Raw genomic sequence first — 21,589 nt, forward strand, 5'->3', positions numbered from 1 at the left:
GGCTTGAGCCGGCGCGGGGCGCGCATCTGGAAAAAATGAAGCGGAGAGGAAATATGGACCGTTATCTTGTCATCTCGTCGGACGGCCACGTCGGCCTCCCGCCCGAGCGTTATCGCGACTATCTCGAAGCGAAATATCACGCGAAGTTCGACGAGACGGTGCAGCTCGAGATCAAGGCGCGCGAGGAGCATGAAAAGCGCTTCCTGATCGACGATTTCAACACCAAGTGGCGCGCGCGCGTCGGCGACGGGCTCGAGGGCGCGTGGGACGGCACGATCCGCAACCGCGTGCTCAATCAGGATGGCGTCGCGGCCGAGGTGCTGTTCCCCGACGGGATCACCGAACGCAACGCGCCGCCCTTCGGCGCCGACATCGGGCTGAAGCCCAATGCCGCGCGTGCCGAGCTGCAATGGGCGGGCGCCCGCGCGCACAACCGCTGGCTCGCCGAATTCTGTCAGGACGATCCGCATCGCCGCATCGGCCTCGCGGTGATCCCCGCGCTCTACGATCTCGACGAAACCGCGAAGGAGATCGAATGGGCGCGCAAGAACGGCCTGAAAGGCGTGTTCTTCCCGGCGCTGACCGAGGGGTACGACCTTTATAACCACACCAAATATCACCGCATCTGGGCGATGCTCCAGGACTATAACATGCCGCTGCATTTCCATTCGGGGGGCGCGCCGGCCTATGACACGACGCAGCCCGGCTGGATCGGCACCTATCTGTGCGAATTCGCCTTCTGGATGACGCGGCCGCTGTGGTCGATGACCTTCGGCGGGGTGTTCGAGGAGTATCCCGAGCTCAAGGTCTGCTTCACCGAGGCGGGCGGCGAATTCTGGTTCCCGTGGGTGATGCAGCTCATGGACATCCGCGCCTCGGCCAAGCACACGAGCGGCAAGCTCGGCGATTATTATGCCAATATGAGCATGAAGCCGAGCGAGTATTTCGCGCGCAACGTGTGGGTCGGCTGTTCGGCGCTCCCCGACGAGGAAACGACGCAGGCCTATTACGACATCGGCGTCGACCGTATCCTGTGGGGCACCGACTATCCGCACCCCGAGGGCACCTGGCCGAGCACGCTCGAGAAGATGACGGTCAGCCTCGGCGGCCTGCCCGACGACGACATCCAGGCGATGCTCGGGATCAACGCGCTCGACGTTTACGATGTCGATGCCGACGCGCTGTGGAAGGTCGCGGGCGAAATCGGCCCGCGCCGCGAACTGTTCGTCAAGCAGGCGGCGGAGTGACGAACCGGGCCCTCTCTTTTAGGGGAGGGCCGATAGCCAATTGCAATCGGGCGCCTGCTTGATAGAGCATCCCGGCCTTTTGGGATGGGACGATGTCGAGCTGGCGTGGAATCGAGGAATTTCTGACGGTTGTCGAGCAGGGCAGTTTCACTGCCGCGGGCGATCATCTGGGGGTTTCCAAATCCTATATCAGCAAGACGGTGCATGAACTGGAGGAGCGGCTGGGCGTTCAGTTGCTCGTCCGCACCACGCGCCGCCTGTCGCTGACCGGCGCGGGCGAAAGCTTCCACCGCGAATGCGCCGAGTTGCAAATGCGCCTCAGCGAGGTCGAAAAGCAGGTCGGGCGTTATAGCACCGAACCCGTCGGGCGCCTGCGCGTGGGTCTCAGCGACATCTTCGGGTCGGACTTCATGTCGGCGCTGCTCGCCGAATTCAGCACCGACCACCCCGGCATCGTGATCGAGCCGATCGCCTATCTCAACGAGAATGAGATCGTGCAGGAGCGGTTCGACGTCGTCATCCGTTACGGTGTCCTGCCCAATTCGAACCTGCGCGCGCGCACCTTCGGCTATCTCTCCTATTGCCTGTGCGCTGCCCCCCAATATGTCGCCGCGCGCGGCTGGCCCGAAACGCCGCAGGAGCTGATCGAACACGACTGCCTGACCGACCTTAGCGCGACCATGAGTTTCAACGACGAGGTCAGCGTGAAGGTCAATCCGCGCTGGATGAGCAACAGCGGCATCGCGCTGCGCAGCGCGGCGCGCAAGGGGCTCGGTATCGCGAGCCTGCCGGTCAGCATCGTGCGGCAGGATCTCGCGAGCGGCGGGATGCTTGCGCTCGACGCCGAATGGTCCTTCTACGACCGCAAATGCTGGGTCGTCTATTCGCCGGGGATCATGTCGGTCGCGACGCGCGCCTTCATCGATTATCTGGTCCGCCAATTCTCGCGCGTGAAGGTCCGCCCGTCGATGGCGGCGTCGCTCGCGGCGCGATATTAGAGCGCATAGCCGCTACCCGTTTCGTCCTCCGGGCGAAGGCGCGGGGCTTCACGGCCGGGGCGGAAGAGGACAAAGCTCAAGACCGCCAGTATCAGGGCCGCGGCACCGCCATAGATCATGACGAGACCGAAACCGGCGGTCAGCCCTTGCTGCACGACCGCCTCCGGCAGGTTACCGATCGCCGCCTGACCGGCCGCGACCGCCTCCGCCGCAGTCCGCAACTGCGTCGGATCGACCCCCGTCGGGGCGGCGTGTCGCAGGGCGGCGGCGATCCCTTCGACGAGAATGATGCCCATGAGCGCGATGTTTACGGCCAGCGTGATCAGCCGCGCGCTCATGTCGATGCCCGACGCCATGCCGGCGCGGCTCGGGGAGACCGAGGCCGTCGTCGTATTGGTCACCGGCGTATTGGTGATCCCGATCCCGATGCCCGCGAGCAGCATGCCGGGCAACATCGTCAGCCAGCCCGGCTGTGCCGCGATGCTCCCGAACTTCATGGCGATGAAGCCCATGCCGATCGTGGCGAGGCCGAACGGAATGACGACGCCCGGCCCGTATCGCAGCGACATGCGCTCGCCCAGCGGCGGAAAGATCAGCGCCGGCAATGTGTAGGCGAGCAGACACAGGCCGGTGGTCAGCGTGTCGTAGTCGAGGCCGATCTGAAGATAGATCGGCAGATAGATCATGAACGGCCAATAGCTGAGATTCATGGCGATGCAGCCGAGGATGGCGCCCGAAAAGCGGCAGTTCCGAAAGACCGAAAAATCGAACATCGGATGCGTCTGCCGCCGCTCGGCGAACAGGAAGGCCGCGAAGCAGAGGCCCGTGGCGGCAGCAATCGCGATCGAGGCGGAAAGGCCAAGCGCGGCGCCTTGGGTGATGACATAGACAAGCCCGAAGACCGTCAGCGAGAGGGTTACAATTCCCGCTACATCGAGGCGGCTGGCATCGGGGTCGCGCGATTCGGTTATCGCGGCCGCCGCAACCATAAGGGTCAGGAGCGCGAGCGGAAGATGGACAAGAAAGATCCATTCCCAGCCCGCCAGTGCGATAATCGCGCTGCCGACGATCGGGCCGAAGCCGAGGCCGATTCCCGAGACGACCCCCCACGTCGCAAAGGCGCGGCCACGATCGTGGGCATCCTGAAACTGGTGCGAGAGCAGCGCGATCGAACAGATCAGCATGGCCCCGCCGGCAAGGCCTTGCAGCAACCGGCCCGCGATGAGCAGCGCCATGCTGTCGGCAAGGCCGCAAAGCGCCGAGGTGGCGCCGAACGCGGTCACGCTGACCATGAAGACGCGCTTGCGGCCGAAACGGTAGGCCAATGTTCCGGTCGCCATCAGCACGGTCGTGCACGCGAGCGTATAGGCGTTCATGACCCACTGCAGTTCCCGGAAGTCGCCCTGAAGCACCTCTTCGAGGCTCGGCAGGATCACCGGGACACTTGTAATCTCGAGGCCGAACATCAGCGCGCCAAGGCACACTGCGAGCAGGGCCAACGCGTTTTTGCGGGCAGGGGGGAGGGACATAGGCGGCACCTTTCGAGCGTCCGGGCCGTCTGCCCGGTCGGTGCGCTATCTGGGGCGGAGCAAGTGATGACGGAAATGATTTTATTTTCTAGAATTTATAATTAATTGTAATTAATGTGGAGCCGTGGATATTGATCCGACACTTCTGCGCGCTTTCGTGGCGGTCAGCGAGACGGGCGGCTTCACGCGGGCCGCTCGCCGGTTGAATCTCACCCAACCAGCCGTGAGCCACCAGATCCGGCGGCTTGAGGAACAGGTCGGGCGGGCGCTGATCCGTCGCACGACGCGGCGGCTGACGCTGACCGACGACGGCGAGGACCTCCTGCTGCATGCGCGCGAAATTCTCGCCGGCCTCGATGCGCTCGCGCAACGCTTCCGTCCCTCTCCGGTTTCGGGCGTCGTGCGCTTTGGCGCTCCGGAGGCGTTCATGGGCGAGCGATTGCCGGCGCTGCTCTGCCAATTCTCGCGCGCTTTTCCTGCGGTGCGGCTCGACGTTCATGTGAGTAGCTATCTCGATCTCAGCACGATGATCGCGGCCGAGGAGCTGGACCTCGCCATCGTGCTCTCGACCGCCGGCGGCGAGAAGGGCGGCATCCCGCTGCGGCGGGCGGAATTCGCATGGGTCGCGGCCGACAATTTCCTGTTGTCCGCGGGCGCGTCGCTGCCGCTGGCCTTCCATCCCCCGAATTGCATCAACCGGCTGATGGGGGTCGCCGCGCTCGAAGCGACACCGATCGACTGGCACATTGCCTTCACCTCGCCGAGCGAACAGGGCCTCCGTGCGGCGGTCAAATCGGGGCTGGCCGTCGCTGTGCTGATGCGTAGCGATCTGGAACCCGGGCTACGCCTGCTCGATGGCGATTACGGCCTCCCGGCCCTGCCCAGCGCCGATTTCATGCTGATCCGCAGCGGCGGGGCGGCTTCTCCGGCAGCGCGCGCCTTCGGCGAAATGCTCGTCGCCATGGAGGCGCCCGGGACGCCGGTGGACACGGGGCCTTGACCGACCGCGAATAGGTGGTTTGGCGCCGGCCCGGCCGCATTGTTCTTCACCACGCACAAACTGTGCGCCATTTGGGTCTTACCCCGCGCGGCGCAATCGATACACTCGCCCGACAAGAGCCGCCCGGAAAGGACGGCCATCCGGGAGACTGACGTTGCCAAAGGTTGAACGCTTTCCGATGCCCATCCCCTATGGCTGGTTCGGGGTCGGCTATGGCGCCGAGCTGAAGGTCGGCGATGTCCGGCCGGTCCATTATTTCGGGCGCGACCTCGTGCTGTTCCGGGGCGAAAGCGGCGAGGCCGGGCTGCTCGATGCCTATTGCCCGCACCTCGGCGCGCATATGGGGCATGGTGGCACGGTCGACGGCGACAGCATTCGCTGCCCCTTTCACCACTGGGCGTTCCGTCCCGACGGTTTCTGCAGCAAGATCCCCTATGCCAAAGCCTTTCCGCCGCGCGCGAAACGCGAGCCGCTGGCGAAGTCCTATCCGGTGACCGAAAAGAGCGGCGTCATCTGGGCCTGGTATCACCCTGATGACGTGGTGCCGATGTTCGACGTTATCGACTATCCGGAATTCACCGATCCCGCCTTTGCCGAACCGACCAAGCGCGAATGGCGCTTTGCCAGCAACCCGCAGGAAATTGCCGAGAATGGCGTCGATGTCGCGCATTTCGCCTATGTCCATGCGATGGACGCGGTGCCTGAGGGCGAGACCGATTATGATGGCGTGCGGCGGCGCAGCGTCGCGCGCGGCCACCGCACGATCGACCTGCCGACGGGTGAGCGCAAGCAGCTCCCCTATTCGGTCGAGACGGTGCAGAACGGTGCGGGACAGAAGTTCACGCGGCTGAGCGGGCTTGTCGAGCTCTCGCTGCTCGTGATCGCGACCCCGGTCGAGGCCGACGATGTCGAGCTGCGCTTCTGTTTCACCCATCCCAAGGTCGAGCCCGGATCGCCGCAGGAAAAGGCGATCGAGGCGGCGATCGAAAGCACCTGCGGGCAGAAGGGCGTCGAGGGCGACATTCCGATCTGGCACAACAAGATCCACCGCGCGCGGCCGTACCTCTGCGACGGCGACGGACCGATCCTGCGCTTCCGCCGCTATTTCGAGCAATTTTATGCCGACGGGCCCGACGGAAGCCGCCTCGTCGAAGCGGCCGAATAACAGCCATTTTTCATTCCATGCGGATCGATCCGCTCACCGCGCCCGCGGGCGCCATCGGGAGAATTGCGATGTCGAGATTGCGTTATGTTCAGGGGCCCGTCGAAACGCGCGCGCCGGGGATGCTCAAGAACACCGTCTACGGAATCCGCGCCACCTATGAAACCGATCCAGAGGTGATCGCGGCGCTGTTGCCGCAGCCGCTCGTTGCAATCGAGCGCCCCGAAATCTGGCTGCAGATGGTCCATGTCGCGATGCACGTCACCGAGACCGACACGGTCGAAATCGGCGCGCTGACCGTCGGGGTCAACTGCACCCACGAGGGAGCGCCCGGCGCCTATTGCTTCCACATGGCGATGGAGGGCGAAACCGTCGTCACCTCGGGCCGCGAGCGTTTCGGTGAGCCCAAGAAGATCGCCGAGACGCATTTCGAGCGGAACGGCGACCATCTGCGCGCAACCTGCTCGCGTCACGGCGTCGCCTATTTCGAGATCGAAGGCACGATCGGCGAAGCGATCGACGCGCCGCTGACCTTCGAGGAGCATCTCTTCTGCTACAAGGGCATGCCGTCGATCGACACGCCCGGCGAGTTCGACGGCGACGTCTTCCTCACCCGCCTCAATTGGCAGCGCAACTACAGCGGTCGCCGCGCGATGACGGGGACGATCACGCTCCGCGAGTCGCCGTACGATCCGCTCGCCGACATCCCGGTCCGCCGCCTGATCGACATGGAATATGTCGAGGGCGGCACCGCGACCGGCGGCACATTGCTGCGCAAGGTGCCCGGCGAGTGGATCGCACCGCACTGGGTCGGGCGTCACGACGACCCGCGTAACACCGGCCTCGAACTCGGCGCGCGGAAGGCCGCCTGATGCGGGATTTTTCGGGCCGGGTGGCGGTCGTTACCGGCGGGGCGAGCGGGGTCGGCAAATGCCTTTGCGCCGACCTCGCGCGCGCCGACGCGCATGTCGTGATCGCCGATATCGATCCGGGGCGGCTCGAAGCGGTGCGCGCGGAGATCGACGCGCTGGGTAGCGGCGAGGTGCTGGCGATCGCATGCGACGTGACCAAAGAGGCGTCGGTACGTGCGCTCGCCGACTGGGTGTTCGAGCGTTTCGGCACCGTGCATCTGCTCTTCAACAATGCCGGGGTCGGCCTCGGCGAGGCGCAGCGCAAGATCTGGACCCTGCCGCTCAGCGACTGGCGCTGGGGGATCGACGTCAATGTCCTCGGCGTCGTCCACGGCATCGCGGCGTTCGTGCCGCGCATGATCGAGGCGGGCGAGGAAGGCGTGGTGATCAACACCAGCTCGACCAACGGCGGGCTGCGCTCGCTTCCCAATACGCCGATCTATGCCGCGACCAAGGCCGCGGTCACCAGCATTTCCGAAGTGCTGCACCAGCAGCTTCTGCGCGAGGGCGGCAAGCTGCGCGCCGCGGTGCTCTTTCCCGGCCCGCACACGGTCAACACCGCGATCATGGCGTCGGGCGAGGTGCGGCCGGCCGATTATGTCGAGAATGAAGCGCAGACGAAGGTCGCCTATCGCACGATGGAGGATCTAGTGCGCACGACCGGACTCCAGCTCAAACTGACCGAGCCCGACGAGGTTTCGGCCTTCGCGCTTGACGGCGTGCGCGCGGGGCGCTTCTGGCTGCTGCCCGAGAGCGGGGAGAATGATGTGTTGATCGCGGCGCGTACCGAACAGATTTTGGCGCGGCGGGACCCGCCCTCGGCATGGTGAGCGTCGCGTCGTCAGACGCACCCGCGCGCGAGGCCGCGCCCCCGCGCGGCATCTATCGCTGGCTCGTCGTCGCGATCCTGTTCGTAGGCTATTGCTTCAGCGCGATCGACGCGCGCGTGCTGACCCTGATGGTCGAGCCGATCCAGCGCGATCTGAACCTCAGCGATTTCGAAATCAGCCTGCTCCAGGGCTTTGCCTTTTCCTTGCTCTACAGCATCGCCGCGCTGCCCATCGGCCGCTTCGTCGACCGCACCAAAAGGCGCGCGACGCTGATCGTCTGGGGGGTGCTGTTCTGGTCGGCGATGACCGCGGCCTGCGGCTTTACCAGCAGCTTCATCGGGCTCTTCCTCGCGCGCGTTGGCGTCGGCGTCGGCGAAGCGACGCTGAGTCCGACCGCCTATTCGTTGATCAGCGACTATTTCGAGCGGCGTCGGCGCGCGCTCGCGATCAGTTTCTATGCGATCGGCTATCCGATCGGCGGCGGCCTCGCGCTGTTGATCGGCGGCTGGTTGCTCGCGCGTTTCACGAAAGCCGGTGGCGCGACATTGCCATGGCTCGGCAGTTTCGAACCGTGGCAGATGGTGTTCCTGTGCGTTGCGGCGCCCGGATTGATCGTCGCCGCGCTGATGATGATGATCCGCGAGCCGGCGCGACAGGAACTCGCGGCGAATCTGTCGGTGCAAAGCAGTTTGCGCGAAGGGTTCGATTATATTTCGCAGCGCTGGGCGCTGTTCGGTTCGCTGATCGGCTCGCTCGCGCTGATTGCCCTTTTGGCGATTGGCACGGCGCTGTGGTTTCCGACTTTCCTGATCCGCAGCTATGGCATGAGCCCCGCCGAAGTGGGGATGTCTTACGGGATGATCATGCTGACCTGCGGCACCATCGGCACGCTGTCGGGCGGCTGGTTCGCGGGGCGGCTGATGCAGAGCGGGCGCGCCGACGCGAACATGCGCGTCGTGCTGATCGCGACGATCCTCAAAGGCCTGCCGCTGATCGCCGCGCCGCTGATGCCGACGGCCTTCCTGTCGCTGACGATGATGGCAGTGGGCACGCTGATCGGGCAGGCGTCGCAGGGGGTGATGCTCACCGCTATTCAGGATGTGACGCCGAACCAGCTGCGCGGTCAGGTCACCGCGATCTCGCTGCTCTGCGTCAATCTGATCGGCACCGGGCTCGGTGCCAGCGTCATCGCTGCGATCACCGATTTCGGTTTCGGCGATCAGGCGGCGCTCGGCTATTCGATCGCGATCGCCGGCGCGGTCGTGCTGCCGCTGATCGTTGCGCTGCTGCTCGTCGCGTTGCCGCACTACCGGCGCGCGGTCGAAGGCTGACCGGCCTACGATATGGTCCGTTTGAGTGATGTCGGGCCCGACGGGGCTGCTTAGGGAAGGAGGAATAGCGAAACAATCAAGCGGAGTGGACAGCGTGCGGCGCAATCTGGATTTGGCATATGTCGTCATCGGGGCGGGCATGTCGGGGATATTGGCGAGCATAAGGCTCCGCGAGGCCGGCCATCGCAACGTCACCCTGCTCGAAAAGGCGCATACGGTCGGCGGCACTTGGCGCGAAAACCGCTATCCGGGGCTCAATTGCGACGTTCCCGCGCACGCCTATACCTACAGCTTCGCGCCGAACGCCGAATGGAGCAGCTATCTGGCGCCGGGGCCCGAAATCCAGGATTATTTCGAGGATGTCACCGCCCGCTTCGATCTGCGCGAGATCGCGCATTTCGGGCAGGAGGTCGACAGCTGCACCTATGACGACGGCGTCTGGACCGTCACGACCAAGGCGGGGATGACCCTCGAGGCCGACGTCGTCATCACCGCGACCGGCGTGCTCCACCATCCGCGGATGCCCGAGATCGAAGGGCTCGAGAGTTTCGCCGGCACCATCGCGCACAGCGCGCGCTGGGACGAGACTATCCCGCTTGACGGGCAGCGGATCGGCGTCGTCGGCAGCGGCTCGACGGGGGTGCAACTCGTCTCGGCACTCGCGGACCGCGCGAGCCAGCTCAGCCATTTCCAGCGCTCGCCGCAATGGATCATGCCGATGCCGAACATCCCCTATAGCGAGGAGCAGCGCGCGGCGTTCCGCAAGGACCCGGCGCTGATCGACGCGATCCGCTACGACCCCGAATATCTCGCCAATGTGTTCCGCTTCACCGAGGGCATCATCAAGCCCGACAGCGAAGAGATGCACATCATCGAGACGATCGTGCGCGACAATCTGGAACAGGGGGTCGCCGATCCGGTGCTGCGCGAAAAATTGCGCCCCGATTACCGCGCGGCGTGCAAGCGGCTCATTTTCTCGCCCGACTATTATCAGGTCGTGCAGCAGCATGACGTCGACATCGTGATCGAGGGGATCGAGCGGGTCGAGCCCGCGGGTATACGCACCAAGGATGGCGTGCTCCACGAACTCGACCTCATCATCCTCGCGACGGGTTTCCACGCCGACCGCTTCATCCGGCCGGCGGTGGTGACGGGGCGCGGCGGTGCGTCGCTCGACGCCATGTGGAGCAGCCACGCCGCCGCCTATAATGCGATCTCGCTCCCCGATTTCCCGAACTTCTTCTTTTTGAATGGGCCGACGGGGCCGGTCGGCAATTTCTCGCTGATCGACGTCGCCGAGCGCCAATGGGGCTATATCGAGCAGTTGCTCGACAAGGTGACGAGCGGCGAATGCGCCGAAATCTGCGTCACTGGCGAGGCAATGGCACGCTATGACGAAGCGCGCACCGAGGCGGCGCGGGGCACGATCTTCGCGTCGGGCTGTTCGAGCTGGTATCTCGGCAAAGACGGCGTGCCGATGACCTGGCCGTGGAGCTATGGCCGCTTCGCCGAAGTGATGGCCGCGCCCGACTTCGCCGATTTCGAGATGGTGGACGCCAGGCTTCCGGCCTGACGGGGCGCATTCGAGGAGACGCATATGACGAATCCGGCAATCGCCGTCGTGACGGGCGCGAGCCGCGGTGCGGGCAAGGGCATCGCGATCGGGCTCGGCGAAAAGGGCATGACGGTGTTCGTCACCGGGCGCAGCGTCGACCAGAGTGACGCGGTCGGCTGGGATGGCAAGCCGCTCGCGGGAACGATCCACGAAACCACGGCGGCGGTCACGGCGGCGGGGGGCAGGGGGATCGCGGTCGCGTGCGACCATGGCGACGATGCGCAGATCGCCGCGCTGTTCGATCGGGTGCGCGCCGAGGCTGGTCGGCTCGACATCCTCGTCAACAATGCGACGCATATCCATCACCAGCTGATCGAGCAGGCGCCCTTCTGGGAAAAGGAGCTGGAGGCGGTCGGGATCATCGATGTCGGGCTCCGCTCGGCCTATGTCGCGAGCTGGCATGCGGCGAAAATGATGGTCGAGCAGGGATCGGGCCTAATCGCCTTCACCTCTTCCTTCGGCGCAAGCTGCTATATGCACGGCCCCGCCTATGGCGCGCAGAAGGCCGGCGTCGACAAGCTGGCGCACGACATGGCGGTCGATTTCAAGCCGCACGGGGTGCGCGCGGTGTCGATCTGGCTCGGGCCGCAGATCACCGAGCGTGCGCTGAACGCCGCCGAGGTGCACAAGGAGCAATATGAAGGCTTCATGGCCATGGCCGAGATGCCGCAGTTCACCGGGCATATCATCCACGCGATCGCCGGCGACCCCAAGGGCGACGAGCTTTCGGGGCACACGCTGATCGGCGCCGAGATCGCGGGGCGTTACGGCATCACCGATCGCGGCAAGACGCCGCCGTCGCATCGCGAGATGCTCGGCAGCCCGCGCGATCCCAATCCGGCGGTGGTTTACTGAGCAGCGAGTTTAAATTTCCGTTCGTGCTGAGCTTGTCGAAGCACCGTTCTTCTTGCGGCGTCGCAAAGAAAGAACGGCCCTTCGACAAGCTCAGGGCAAACGGTGTGGAGTTAAGGTAAGCCAGCACTTGCCGCATTCCGCCCCGCCATGCGGCCGAAAAAGGTACAGTCGGCGAGGCTGAGGCCCGAGCTGTAACCATGCCCCCAACGGGGTAGGCCCGACGTCGCGCGGCCCGCGGCGTAGAGGCCGGGAACGACGCGGCCGGTGCGATCGAGCACTTCGCCCGACGGACGGGTGTTGAGGCCGCCCAGCGTGAAGAAGGAAAAGAAGCTGGTGCGGATATCGAGCTCCAGCGCCGCAAACGGCCCTTCGTCCAGCACTTTCAGCCATTCCGGCGCTTTGTGAAAGACCGGGTCATGGCCTTCGGCGGCGTAGCGGTTGAAGGTGTGCACGGTCGGCGCCAGCGTCGCTTCGGGCAAACCAAGCTCGCGTTCCACCTCTTCCCAGCTGTCGCCCACCGCCGCGATCTCGATCCGTGCGAGATCGAGCGGCCGCGCGAAAATCGCGTTGTCGACGAGGAGGAAGACGCGGTCGCCGGGCTGGTCGAGCATAGTCCGGCTGACGCGGCCATGATAGCAATCCTCGTTGATGAAACGCTGGCCGCGCTCGTTGACGAAAATGCCTTTCACCAGGCTTTCGGGCATGATCCACGGGCAGGTGGTGAAAAACTCGTCCATGTGGATCGCGTCGCCGCCGGCGCCCATGCCCATCAAAATGCCCGAGCCATTGTCATTCTCGCCGATCGGTTCGCTGAGGCGCAGCGTTTGCGGCGCGTAGCGGCGGAGCATGTCCTGGTTCATGCAGAAGCCGCCGGTCGCGAGGATCACGCCCCCCCGCGCGCGAATATATTGCGGCGTACCGTCGATGCGCACGACGAGCCCGGTGATGCGCGCGCCCGCGTCGGCGATCAGCGATAGCACGCGCGCGTCGCAGCGGACATCGACCCCGAGCGCGCGGACACGCGCTTCGAGGATGTCGACGAGCTTGCGCCCGCCGCCCCAGCCCATGAACTGGATCGTGTGGCCGCGCGGCGCGGGCGTCGCGGCTTCGGAAAAGGGCCACGCCGCTTCGCTTCCCGACCAGATCAAGGTGTCGTCTTCGGCGGGTTCGATGATTTTGCCGGGAAGGAACGACCCTTTGTAGGGAATTCCCTGATCCTTGAGCCATTGATAATGAGCGAGGCTTTCGCGCGCATAGAGTGCGATCTTCGCGGCGTCGGCATCGGGGCCGCCCGCCATCGTCAGATAGGTTTCGAGCGCTTCGGTCGAATCCTCGAACCCCGCAGCGCGCTGCGCACCGGTGCCGCCGCCGCCGCCGAGATAGATTTCGCCGCCCGACAGCGCCGAGGCGCCGCCGCTGCCCGACGCGGCTTCGAACAGCATCACGGCTGCCCCCGCCTGTGCCGCCTCGATCGCTGCGCAGGCACCCGCGGCGCCGAAGCCGACGATCGCGACATCGGTCTCGGCGTCCCAGCGTTCGACCTGTTCGTGAGGAAAGGGGCGAGCGGTGGTGAAATCGCTCATGCGGCGGTCTCGCGTGCCTTCAGCATGTCGAGCGCGACGTCGATGATCATATCCTCCTGTCCGCCGACCATCTTGCGGCGGCCGAGTTCGACGAGGATCGTGCGCGTGTCGAGGCCATAGGTTCCGGCCGCTTTTTCGGCGTGACGCAGGAAGGACGAATAAACGCCGGCATAGCCGAGCGCGAGCGTTTCGCGATCGACGCGCACCGGGCGATCCTGCAACGGCCGCACCAGATCCTCCGCGGCGTCCATCAGCGCATTGACGTCGCAGCCATGGTTCCAGCCCTTGCGGTCGGCGGCGGCGATGAAAACTTCGAGCGGCGCATTGCCCGCGCCCGCGCCCATGCCGGTGAGGCTAGCGTCGATGCGCACCGCGCCGGCCTGCGCCGCGACGATGCTGTTCGCAGTGCCGAGCGACAGATTATGATGCGCGTGGATGCCGCGCTGCGTTTCCGGTTTGAGCACACGGTCGTAGGCGTCGATCCGCGCCCTCACCCCGTCCATGTCGAGCGCGCCGCCGCTGTCGGTGACATAGACGCACTGGGCGCCATAGCTTTCCATCAGCAAGGCCTGGCTCGCGAGTGCCTCGGGCTCGATCATATGGCTCATCATCAGGAAGCCCGCGACGTCCATGCCGAGGTCGCGCGCGATGCCGATATGCTGCTTCGATACGTCGGCTTCGGTGCAATGCGTCGCGACGCGCACCGATCGGACGCCGAGGGCAAAGGCGCGGCGGAGTTCCTCGACCGTGCCTACGCCGGGCAGGATCAATGTCGTGAGCACCGACTTCGTCAGCACCGATGCAACCGCCTCGAGCCATTCCCAGTCGGTGTGCGCGCCGAAGCCATAGTTGAAGCTCGCGCCCGAAAGCCCGTCGCCATGTGCGACCTCGATCGCGTCAACCCCGGCTTCGTCGAGCGCCTTCGCGATCGCCTGCACATGGTCGATGCCGTACATGTGGCGGATCGCGTGCATCCCGTCGCGCAGCGTGACGTCCTGAATATAGAGCTTGTCGCCCGCATTGACGTCGAAGCGCTTGGCGTTTGGAGCGGTCATGCCGTCACCTTCTTTCCTTCGCGGATACGCTGTGCGAGCAGTTCGCCGGTCGCCTTGGCGGCGGCGGTCATGATGTCGAGATTGCCCGAATAGGGGGGCAGATAATCGCCCGCGCCCTCGACCTCGAGCAGGATCATCGTCTTGATGCCGGTGAACTCGCCGCGGCCCGGGATTTTGAGCTTGTTGTTGTCGCCGAAACGCTCGAACTGCACCTCCTGCTTCAGTCGATAGCCCGGAACATAGGCCTGCACTTTCTTCACCATCGCCTCGACGCTGGCGCGGATCGTCGCCTCGTCGGCGCCTTCGGACAGGGTGAAGACCGTGTCGCGCATGATCATTGGCGGTTCGGCGGGGTTCAAAATGATGATCGCCTTGCCCTGCGCGGCGCCACCGACCTTTTCGATGGCTCCGGCAGTCGTGCGGGTGAACTCGTCGATATTGGCGCGCGTGCCGGGGCCCGCCGAGCGCGACGAGACCGACGCGACGATCTCGGCATAATGGACGGTGGCGACTTGGGAGACCGCGGCGACCATCGGGATCGTCGCCTGTCCGCCGCAGGTCACCATATTGACGTTGCCGGCATCGAGGTTGTCCTCGCCGTTGACCGTCGGGATCGTATAGGGACCGATCGCGGCGGGAGTCAGGTCGACAACCTGCTTGCCGTCGGCACGCAGCGCCGCGTCATGCACCTTGTGTGCATGGGCGCTGGTCGCGTCGAAGACGATGCCGATCTCGGGATAGACGTCCATCGCCTTGAGCCCGCCCAGCCCCTCATGCGTCGTCGCGACGCCGCGCTCGCGTGCCATCGCGAGGCCTTCGGACTTCTCGTCGATGCCGACGACCGCGACCAGCTCCATATTCTGCGGATATTTTATCATCTTGATCATCAGGTCGGTGCCGATATTGCCCGAACCGATGATCGCTGCCTTCACGCGGGTCATGGTGGTTCCTTATACAAAGCGCGCGACGCAATGGCCGAGCGTGCGGCGGCCGTCGCCAAGGATCATTTCGAAGATGTCGCCCTTCACCGCTGGCGCGAGCGGCACGAGGCTGCCCGACAGGATGATGTCGCCGGCATCGAGCGTGACGCCGTGCGTGCCCAATGTGTTCGCGAGCCACGCCACAGCCTGCGCGGGGTCGCCCTGCACCGCATGGCCATAGCCTTCGGAAAGCGGCGATCCGTTCTTCGCGACGGCGACATGCAGGTTCGGCAGATCGAGCCCGCGCGGGTCGATCCGTTCCTTGCCGAGCACGAAAACCCCGCACGAGGCGTTGTCGGCAACGGTGTCGACGATGCTTATCCTCCAATCGGTGATGCGGCTGTCGACGATCTCGAAGCAGGGCGCGATGCTCGCGGTCGCCGCGATCACGTCGGCGGCGGTTACGCCGGGGCCGTTCAAGCTGTCCTTCAGGATGAAAGCGACCTCGGCCTCGGCGCGCGGCGCGATCAGTGCCTTTGCGTCGATGTCGATATCGCCCTCGACGTGCATCCAGTCGGTGAGGAAGCCGAAATCGGGTTGGTGCACGCCGAGCATGTCCTGCACCGCCTTCGACGTGACGCCGATCTTCTTGCCGACGACGCGCTCGCCGTCCTTCAATCGCCGCGACAGGAAGTCGAGGCTGATCGCATAGGCATCGTCGATCGTCAGTGCGGGATCGCGCGCGACCAGCGGCGCGACGGTGCAGCGCGACTGCAACGCCTCGTAAAGTTCGCGCCCGTGCGTATCAGCGATGCTCATCGAGGAACTCGATGGCATAGCGGTTGAACTCGCTCGCGCGCTCGACCTGCACCCAGTGGCCGACCTTGTTGAAGGTCACGCAGCGCACATCGTCGCAGGCTTCGAAGAAATACTGGATGCCCGAGAGCGGCATGAAACGTTCGTTCTGGCCCCAGAAGAGCAGGATCGGCACCTTGATCTCGCCGAGCCGCGGGCGGACATTGTGCGTCCGCATCCGCGTGATCACCTCCTTGGGCTGCTGGCTTGCGACCGCGAAGCGCTCCTCGACCAGCGCATCGGTGATGTGTTTCGGATCGTAGACCAGATTTTCGCCGAGGCGGCGCTGATCGGCGAGGCTGAAGTCGGGGCTGCCGAAGGAGGAGCGCATGTCGGCGATACCGGGCATTGCGAAATAGACGTCGAGTTCCTCGATGCAGCCGGGCGCCATCAGGATCAGCCGCTCGACGAATTCGGGATGGTCCTGCGCCATCTGTGCTGCGACCCCGCCGCCCAGCGAATTGCCGATCAGCGTCGCCTTGTCGATCCCGTGCGCCTTCAGCGCTTCGTAGAGCGTGTCGGTGAACAGGGTCAGCGTATAGTCGATGTCGTCGGGCTTCGACGAGGCGCCGTAGCCGATCATGTCGGGCAGGATGACGCGGTAGCCGGCCGCGACGAACGCGTCGACATTCTGCCGGAAATTCGACAGCCCCGACGCGCCGGGGCCGCTGCCGTGGACGAACACCAGCGCGGGGCCTTCGCCCGCTTCCTTGATATGGATGTCATAGCCGCCCGCTACCCGGTGCGTCGCTTCCTTCATCTCTCCCATCGCCTTTTCCTTTTACATGAAGGTGAATGCGGGCGGTTCGCCGAGCTGTGTCATCACGACATCGGTGACGCGATTGCCTGGATCGTTCGCGACGTGCGCGCGCGCCGCGTTGAGGTCGAGCCACGGCTGGATGATCGCGCTCGACATATAGATGGCGCGGCCTCCGAGCAGCTGGACCATGCCGTCGACAAGCTCGGCGAGCCGCCGCACGACCGTCGAGCTTTGATAGGCATAGAGCGCGCGCTCCTCGAGCGTGATCGGCTCGCCGCTCTCGCCCTTCGCCATCAGCCGGTCGAAGGTCGTCTGGTGCGTCAGCTCCATCTCGAGGATCTGCGCGTGCGCCTTTGCAATTGCGCCGTGGAGCAAAGGATCGGCTTTCGATGCCTTGCCGGTGTTGGTCGAGATGCGGCCCTGCATGATCTCCATCGCGGCATTCACCGCGGCGCGCGCGCCGCCGAATGCCGCGGTCGACACCGAGCGGACGAAAACCTGCGCCCAGGGCAGGCGATAGAGCGGGCCGTCGTTCTCGGCCTGGCCGGGATTGTTGCAGGCGAAGCCGTCGCTCGCCCGGTGGGTGCGATGTTCGGGGACGAAGACGCGCTCGACGAGGATGTCGAAGCTGCCGGTGCCCTGCAGCCCGAACACGTCCCACGTCCCCTCGATGACCTGATAGTCGCCGCGCGGAAGCAGGAAGGTGCGCATGTCGGGCGGGCCGCCGCCCGTATCGAAGTTGATCGCGCCGAGCAGCACCCAGCCGCAATGCGTCGATCCCGAGGAAAAGCCCCAGCGGCCCGACAGGTAAAAGCCGCCCTCGGCCTTTTCGACCTTGCCCACCGGCTGATAGGTCGACGAAACGAGCATCGCGCCGCCATTGTCGCCCCACACCTCGCGCTGCGCCTCGTCGTGGAAGAGCGCGAGTTCATAGGGGTGGCAACCGAGCACGCCATAGATCCAGCCGGTCGACATGCAGCCTTCGGCGAGCGCCTTCTGCACCTCGAAGAAGACATTGGGGTGCATCTCATAGCCGCCCCAGCGCTTCGGCTGGAGGATACGGAAGAAGCCCGCATCCTGCATCTCGGCGACGGTCGCTGCGGACACATTGCCGTCGAGCGTCGTCTGGCGCGCGCGCGCCTTGAGGGCGGGTATCATCGCGCGGGCGCGCTCGATCAGCTGCGCGGGGGTGGGCAAGGCGATGTCTGCGGCTTGCTGCGGGGCGGTGGCCATATGCTCTCCTCGGGGCATTTATGCGCTTGCGGGAGGCTGCTTCGCGATGTCGCTCCCATATTCGTAGATAATGATGATATTTTCTACGCAAGCTGTCAATCCGGTTTCTGCGAAAAATCCCGCTTCGAGCCATTGGAGGGGGCGACCTGCGTATCGGGATGGGTGGATGCGATGCGCAAAATGTCGCTTGCCGTAGCGCCGTGCGCGGCTTTGAAACGGCCTATTCGGCCGCAAACTGCGGCGTTTAATCCGGCAAAATATACAGTTTGCGTAAATTTATGGACAAATCTCTACGTATCATACTTGATGCGAGCCAATATCGCTTGTAGCTTGCGCTCGATTCAGGGTGCTGCAGCATCCGTTCGCAGGGGATGAAGATATGGCGATCAGGTCATTGGCCTATGTCGTGGTCGATACGGCCAATGTCGAAGCTTGGCGCGCCTATGGCGAGCAGGTGCTGGGAATGCGCGCGACCGACCATAAGGGCGGTTTGCGCCTGCGCATGGACGAGCGTCCATTCCGTATGCTGATTCGCAAGGCCGACGCCGAGAGTTTCCATGCCGCAGGTCTCGTCTATACCGACAAGGCCGCGTTCGATCGCGGTATTGCGGGGCTGCGCGATGCCGGCGTTGCGATCGAAGCCGCGTCGGAGGCGGAGGCGAAGGAACGCCATGTCGTCGAATTCGTCCGCTGCGCCGACCCGTCGGGCAACCGGCTCGAAATCGGCTGGGGGCGCGTCGTCGACGGCGACCCCTTCGTCTCGCCCGCGGGCGTGCCCGAATTCGTCACCGGTGAAATGGGGATGGGGCATGTCGTCCTCCCCGCGGCGAAGCTCGCCGAGACGCGCGCCTTCTATATCGAGTTGCTCGGTTTCGGCGACAGCGACGAGATGCGCGTCTATATGCAGGGCGGCGGTCCCGACGATCCGGGGCTGGGCCTCCATTTCCTCCATTGCGACAATGTGCGGCATCATACGGTGGCGCTCGCCGAATTTCCGGTGCCGAGCGGGCTTGTCCACATGATGGTCGAAGTCCCTGGCCTCGACGATGTCGGCCGCGCTCTCGACCGCGCGAAGGCGGCGAACGTCCACATCTCGTCGAGCCTCGGCAAGCATATGAACGACAAGATGGTCAGCTTCTACATGCGCAGCCCCGGCGGCTTCGACATCGAATATGGTTGCGGCGGCATCCGTCCCGATTGGAACAGCTTCACCCCGACGATCAGCATCAAGGAAGACGAATGGGGCCATCAATGGGACTTCGGCGGCTGACGCCGCGCCGATCCTTTGCCCAGTCTATCGGAGAGATAATCATGCCCAGCCACGAGGAAATGGTCCGCGCCGTCGAGCGCTATGTCGAGGCGTTCGACAAAGGCGACGCCAAAATGGCGTCGGACCTCTATGCCGACGAAGCAACGGTCGAGGATCCGATCGGCACGCCGATTCACCAGGGCCGCGACGCGATCCACGCCTTTTACACGATGTCGATGCAGGCGGGCGCGAAGCTCCGCCTCGACGGCCCGGTGCGCACCGGCGGCGACTATGCCGCCTTCGCCTTCACCGTGCTGGTCGATTTCGGCGGGCCGAAGGAGATCGAGGTGATCGACACCTTCAAGTTCGACAGCGAAGGCAAGGTGACCGAGATGCGGGCGTATTGGAGCCCCGCCAATATGCGCGCGGTCGAGGGCTGAGAGGATGCGCGAAGCAGCGATCGTTTCGACCGCGCGCACCGGCGTCGGCAAGGCCTATCGCGGGGCGTTCAACAACACCGAGGCGCCCGTGCTCGCGGCGCATGTCGTCAACGCCGCGATCGAACGCGCCGGCATCGACCCCGCGCGCGTCGACGATGTTTATCTGGGCGTCGGCAATCACTGGAACACGCAAAGCTATAATCTCGGTCGGCTGACGGTTCATGGTTCGGTGCTTCCCGATTCGACCGGGGGTTTTACGCTCGACCGCAAATGCTCGTCGGGGCTCAACGCGCTCGCGCTCGCCGCGCGCGGGATCATGTGCGACGAGATCGACGTCGCGGTCGCGGGCGGGATGGAGAGCATCTCGCTGACGCTAAACAGGCATGCGCCGCAGTTTCGCAACCGCTCGGAATTCATCAAGGCCGCCGATTCCCACGCCTATATGGCGATGATCGAGACTGCCGAGATCGTCGCCGACCGTTATGGCGTCAGCCGCGAGGCGCAGGACGAGTTCTCGGCGATCAGCCAGCAGCGCGCGGGCGCGGCGCAGGCCGCGGGCCGGTTCGCTGAAGAGATCGTCCCGATCACCGTCAGCAAGGCGCTGTTCGACAAGGAAGGGAACGAGACCGGCGAGGAAGCGGTCACGCTGGCGCATGACGAGGGCGTGCGCGGCGATACCACCGCCGAAAAACTCGCCGCGCTCAAACCCATGTTCAAAGACGGGCTCGTCGTCAAGGAAGGTCGCCATGTCACCGCGGGCAATGCAAGCCAGCTTTCGGACGGCGCCTCGGCGCAGGTGGTGATGGACCGCGCGATGGCCGAGAAGGAAGGTGTCCCGATCCTCGGCATCTATCGCGGCTTCCAGGTCGCGGGCTGCAAGGCCGAGGAAATGGGCATTGGTCCGGTCTTTGCCATTCCCAAACTGCTCGACCGCGCGGGCCTCAAGGTCGACGACATCGGCCTCTGGGAAATCAACGAGGCGTTCGCGAGCCAGGCGCTCTATTGCCGCGACAAGCTGGGCATCGATCCGGACAAACTCAACGTCAACGGCGGCGGTATCGCGATCGGCCATCCGTTCGGCATGACGGGCTCGCGGCTCGTCGGCCATGCGCTGATCGAGGGCAAGCGCCGCAGCGTTCGCTATGCCGTGATCTCGATGTGCGTCGCCGGCGGCATGGGTGCCGCAGGCCTGTTCGAAATCGTCTGAAGCAAAAGGAGGCGGCGATGACGCTGCTGTTCGAAGGAAAAACCGCGTTCGTCACCGGCGGAGGCAGCGGTATCGGCCGCGCCGCCGCGCTGGCTTTTGCCGCTGAAGGCGCGAAGGTCGCGATCGGCGATCTCAACGGCGACGGCGCGGCCGAAACCGCCGCGCTGATCCGCGCCGAAGGCGGCGAGGCGCATCATGGCGCGCTCGACGTCACCGATGGCGAAGCGGTCGACGCCTTTGTCGACGATGTCGCCGCGCGCTGGGGGCGGCTCGATTGCGCCTTCAACAATGCGGGGGTCGCGCTCGAAGGCACGGAAACGCCGTGGGGTGACCTCGACGCCTACGACCGCAGTATCGCGGTCAACCAGCGCGGGCTGCTGCTCTGCATGGCAGCCGAGCTTCGCCATATGGAGCGCGCGCATCGCGGGGCGATAGTCAATACGGCGTCGATCGCCGGCATGGCGGGCGCGGGCGGCGCGGGCTATTGCGGATCGAAACATGCGGTCGTCGGCCTGACGCGCTCGGCGGCGATGCGCTACGCCGCGCAGGGCATCCGCATCAACGCGGTCTGCCCCGGCGCGATCCGCACCCCGATGGTCGACGCGGTGGTGAAGGAGGAAGCCGCGGCGCGCTTCGTCGCCGAAATGCACCCGATGAACCGCATCGGCGAAGCGCATGAAATCGCCGACGCGGTGATCTTCCTCTGTTCGGACAAGGCGAGCTTCATCACCGGCCATCCGCTCGCGGTCGACGGCGGCTATCTGGCGCGCTGAGCGCCCGTCACCGGCTTTCCTCGGAGTGTCGGCCTT

20 protein-coding genes are annotated in these 21,589 nt (G+C 65.0%); 13 read left to right on the plus strand and 7 right to left on the minus strand.

Translation table 11 applies throughout. The features are described from left to right. Positions 1-53 precede the first annotated feature (53 nt). Both OVY29_RS21990 and OVY29_RS21995 read left to right on the plus strand, forming a co-directional pair. Complete coding sequence (locus tag OVY29_RS21990) at positions 54-1,247, plus strand: amidohydrolase family protein (protein ID WP_313912271.1); 1,194 nt, start codon at positions 54-56, stop codon at positions 1,245-1,247. Between the two features lie 92 nt (positions 1,248-1,339). Beyond that, positions 1,340-2,245, plus strand: a complete 906-nt coding sequence (locus OVY29_RS21995; protein ID WP_313912272.1) for a LysR family transcriptional regulator — start codon at positions 1,340-1,342, stop codon at positions 2,243-2,245. Here the strand turns inward: OVY29_RS21995 and OVY29_RS22000 are convergent. Next, entirely contained in the window at positions 2,242-3,774 is a 1,533-nt protein-coding gene (locus OVY29_RS22000) for an MFS transporter (protein WP_313912273.1), read from the minus strand. The two genes, OVY29_RS21995 and OVY29_RS22000, sit on opposite strands and share 4 nt — an antisense overlap. 124 nt (positions 3,775-3,898) lie before the next feature. Between OVY29_RS22000 and OVY29_RS22005 the strand changes: the two genes are divergently transcribed. From OVY29_RS22005 to OVY29_RS22035, 7 genes are all read left to right on the plus strand, one after another. Continuing rightward, positions 3,899-4,774 (plus strand): LysR family transcriptional regulator, encoded by an 876-nt coding sequence (locus tag OVY29_RS22005; RefSeq protein WP_313912274.1) that lies wholly within the window; start codon positions 3,899-3,901, stop codon positions 4,772-4,774. 154 nt (positions 4,775-4,928) lie between these two features. Beyond that, a complete protein-coding gene (locus OVY29_RS22010; protein WP_313912275.1) occupies positions 4,929-5,939 on the plus strand; it encodes a Rieske 2Fe-2S domain-containing protein in 1,011 nt (336 codons plus the stop codon). Between the two features lie 68 nt (positions 5,940-6,007). Further along, on the plus strand, positions 6,008-6,808 hold the full coding sequence (locus OVY29_RS22015) for an acetoacetate decarboxylase family protein (RefSeq protein WP_313912276.1): 801 nt from the start codon (positions 6,008-6,010) through the stop codon (positions 6,806-6,808). Next, the gene (locus tag OVY29_RS22020; protein WP_313912277.1) at positions 6,808-7,677 is read left to right on the plus strand and encodes an SDR family NAD(P)-dependent oxidoreductase; all 870 of its coding nucleotides are present in this window, start codon (positions 6,808-6,810) and stop codon (positions 7,675-7,677) included. The genes OVY29_RS22015 and OVY29_RS22020 overlap by 1 nt, the downstream gene beginning before the upstream one ends. After that, complete coding sequence (locus tag OVY29_RS22025; RefSeq protein ID WP_313912278.1) at positions 7,671-9,008, plus strand: MFS transporter; 1,338 nt, start codon at positions 7,671-7,673, stop codon at positions 9,006-9,008. Before OVY29_RS22020 ends, OVY29_RS22025 begins: the two co-directional genes overlap by 7 nt. Before the next feature lie 94 nt (positions 9,009-9,102). Then, complete coding sequence (locus tag OVY29_RS22030) at positions 9,103-10,581, plus strand: NAD(P)/FAD-dependent oxidoreductase (RefSeq protein WP_313912279.1); 1,479 nt, start codon at positions 9,103-9,105, stop codon at positions 10,579-10,581. A gap of 24 nt (positions 10,582-10,605) precedes the next feature. Further along, positions 10,606-11,478, plus strand: coding sequence for an SDR family NAD(P)-dependent oxidoreductase (locus OVY29_RS22035; RefSeq protein WP_313912280.1), 873 nt, complete (start codon positions 10,606-10,608; stop codon positions 11,476-11,478). A gap of 110 nt (positions 11,479-11,588) precedes the next feature. Here the strand turns inward: OVY29_RS22035 and OVY29_RS22040 are convergent, their stop codons facing one another. The 6 genes from OVY29_RS22040 to OVY29_RS22065 are packed head-to-tail and all read right to left on the minus strand — an operon-like array spanning position 11,589 to position 17,884. After that, positions 11,589-13,061 carry an FAD-dependent oxidoreductase gene (locus tag OVY29_RS22040; RefSeq protein ID WP_313912281.1) on the minus strand — a complete coding sequence of 491 codons (1,473 nt, stop codon included), beginning with the start codon at positions 13,059-13,061 and terminating at the stop codon, positions 11,589-11,591. Continuing rightward, complete coding sequence (gene dmpG / locus OVY29_RS22045) at positions 13,058-14,116, minus strand: 4-hydroxy-2-oxovalerate aldolase (RefSeq protein WP_313912282.1); 1,059 nt, start codon at positions 14,114-14,116, stop codon at positions 13,058-13,060. The genes OVY29_RS22040 and dmpG overlap by 4 nt, the downstream gene beginning before the upstream one ends. After that, entirely contained in the window at positions 14,113-15,057 is a 945-nt protein-coding gene (locus OVY29_RS22050; protein ID WP_313912283.1) for an acetaldehyde dehydrogenase (acetylating), read from the minus strand. Before OVY29_RS22050 ends, dmpG begins: the two co-directional genes overlap by 4 nt. A 9-nt stretch (positions 15,058-15,066) precedes the next feature. Next, complete coding sequence (locus tag OVY29_RS22055; RefSeq protein WP_313912284.1) at positions 15,067-15,855, minus strand: fumarylacetoacetate hydrolase family protein; 789 nt, start codon at positions 15,853-15,855, stop codon at positions 15,067-15,069. Then, positions 15,842-16,660, minus strand: coding sequence for an alpha/beta fold hydrolase (locus tag OVY29_RS22060; RefSeq protein ID WP_313912285.1), 819 nt, complete (start codon positions 16,658-16,660; stop codon positions 15,842-15,844). The genes OVY29_RS22055 and OVY29_RS22060 overlap by 14 nt, the downstream gene beginning before the upstream one ends. A 12-nt stretch (positions 16,661-16,672) precedes the next feature. Then, the gene (locus OVY29_RS22065; protein WP_313912286.1) at positions 16,673-17,884 is read right to left on the minus strand and encodes an acyl-CoA dehydrogenase family protein; all 1,212 of its coding nucleotides are present in this window, start codon (positions 17,882-17,884) and stop codon (positions 16,673-16,675) included. A 379-nt stretch (positions 17,885-18,263) separates the two neighbouring features. Here OVY29_RS22065 and OVY29_RS22070 point away from each other — a divergent pair, with 379 nt between their 5' ends. The 4 genes from OVY29_RS22070 to OVY29_RS22085 are packed head-to-tail and all read left to right on the plus strand — an operon-like array spanning position 18,264 to position 21,553. Continuing rightward, entirely contained in the window at positions 18,264-19,154 is an 891-nt protein-coding gene (locus tag OVY29_RS22070; protein ID WP_313912287.1) for a VOC family protein, read from the plus strand. Between the two features lie 41 nt (positions 19,155-19,195). After that, the gene (locus OVY29_RS22075; protein ID WP_313912288.1) at positions 19,196-19,573 is read left to right on the plus strand and encodes a nuclear transport factor 2 family protein; all 378 of its coding nucleotides are present in this window, start codon (positions 19,196-19,198) and stop codon (positions 19,571-19,573) included. 4 nt (positions 19,574-19,577) lie between these two features. Next, positions 19,578-20,780, plus strand: coding sequence for an acetyl-CoA C-acyltransferase (locus OVY29_RS22080; RefSeq protein ID WP_313912289.1), 1,203 nt, complete (start codon positions 19,578-19,580; stop codon positions 20,778-20,780). Positions 20,781-20,797: 17 nt separating this feature from the next. Beyond that, positions 20,798-21,553 (plus strand): glucose 1-dehydrogenase, encoded by a 756-nt coding sequence (locus OVY29_RS22085; RefSeq protein WP_313912290.1) that lies wholly within the window; start codon positions 20,798-20,800, stop codon positions 21,551-21,553. Positions 21,554-21,589 lie beyond the last annotated feature (36 nt).

The sequence above is a fragment of the Sphingopyxis sp. SE2 genome, from assembly GCF_032227185.1.
In the GTDB taxonomy this organism is placed as follows: Bacteria; Pseudomonadota; Alphaproteobacteria; order Sphingomonadales; family Sphingomonadaceae; genus Sphingopyxis.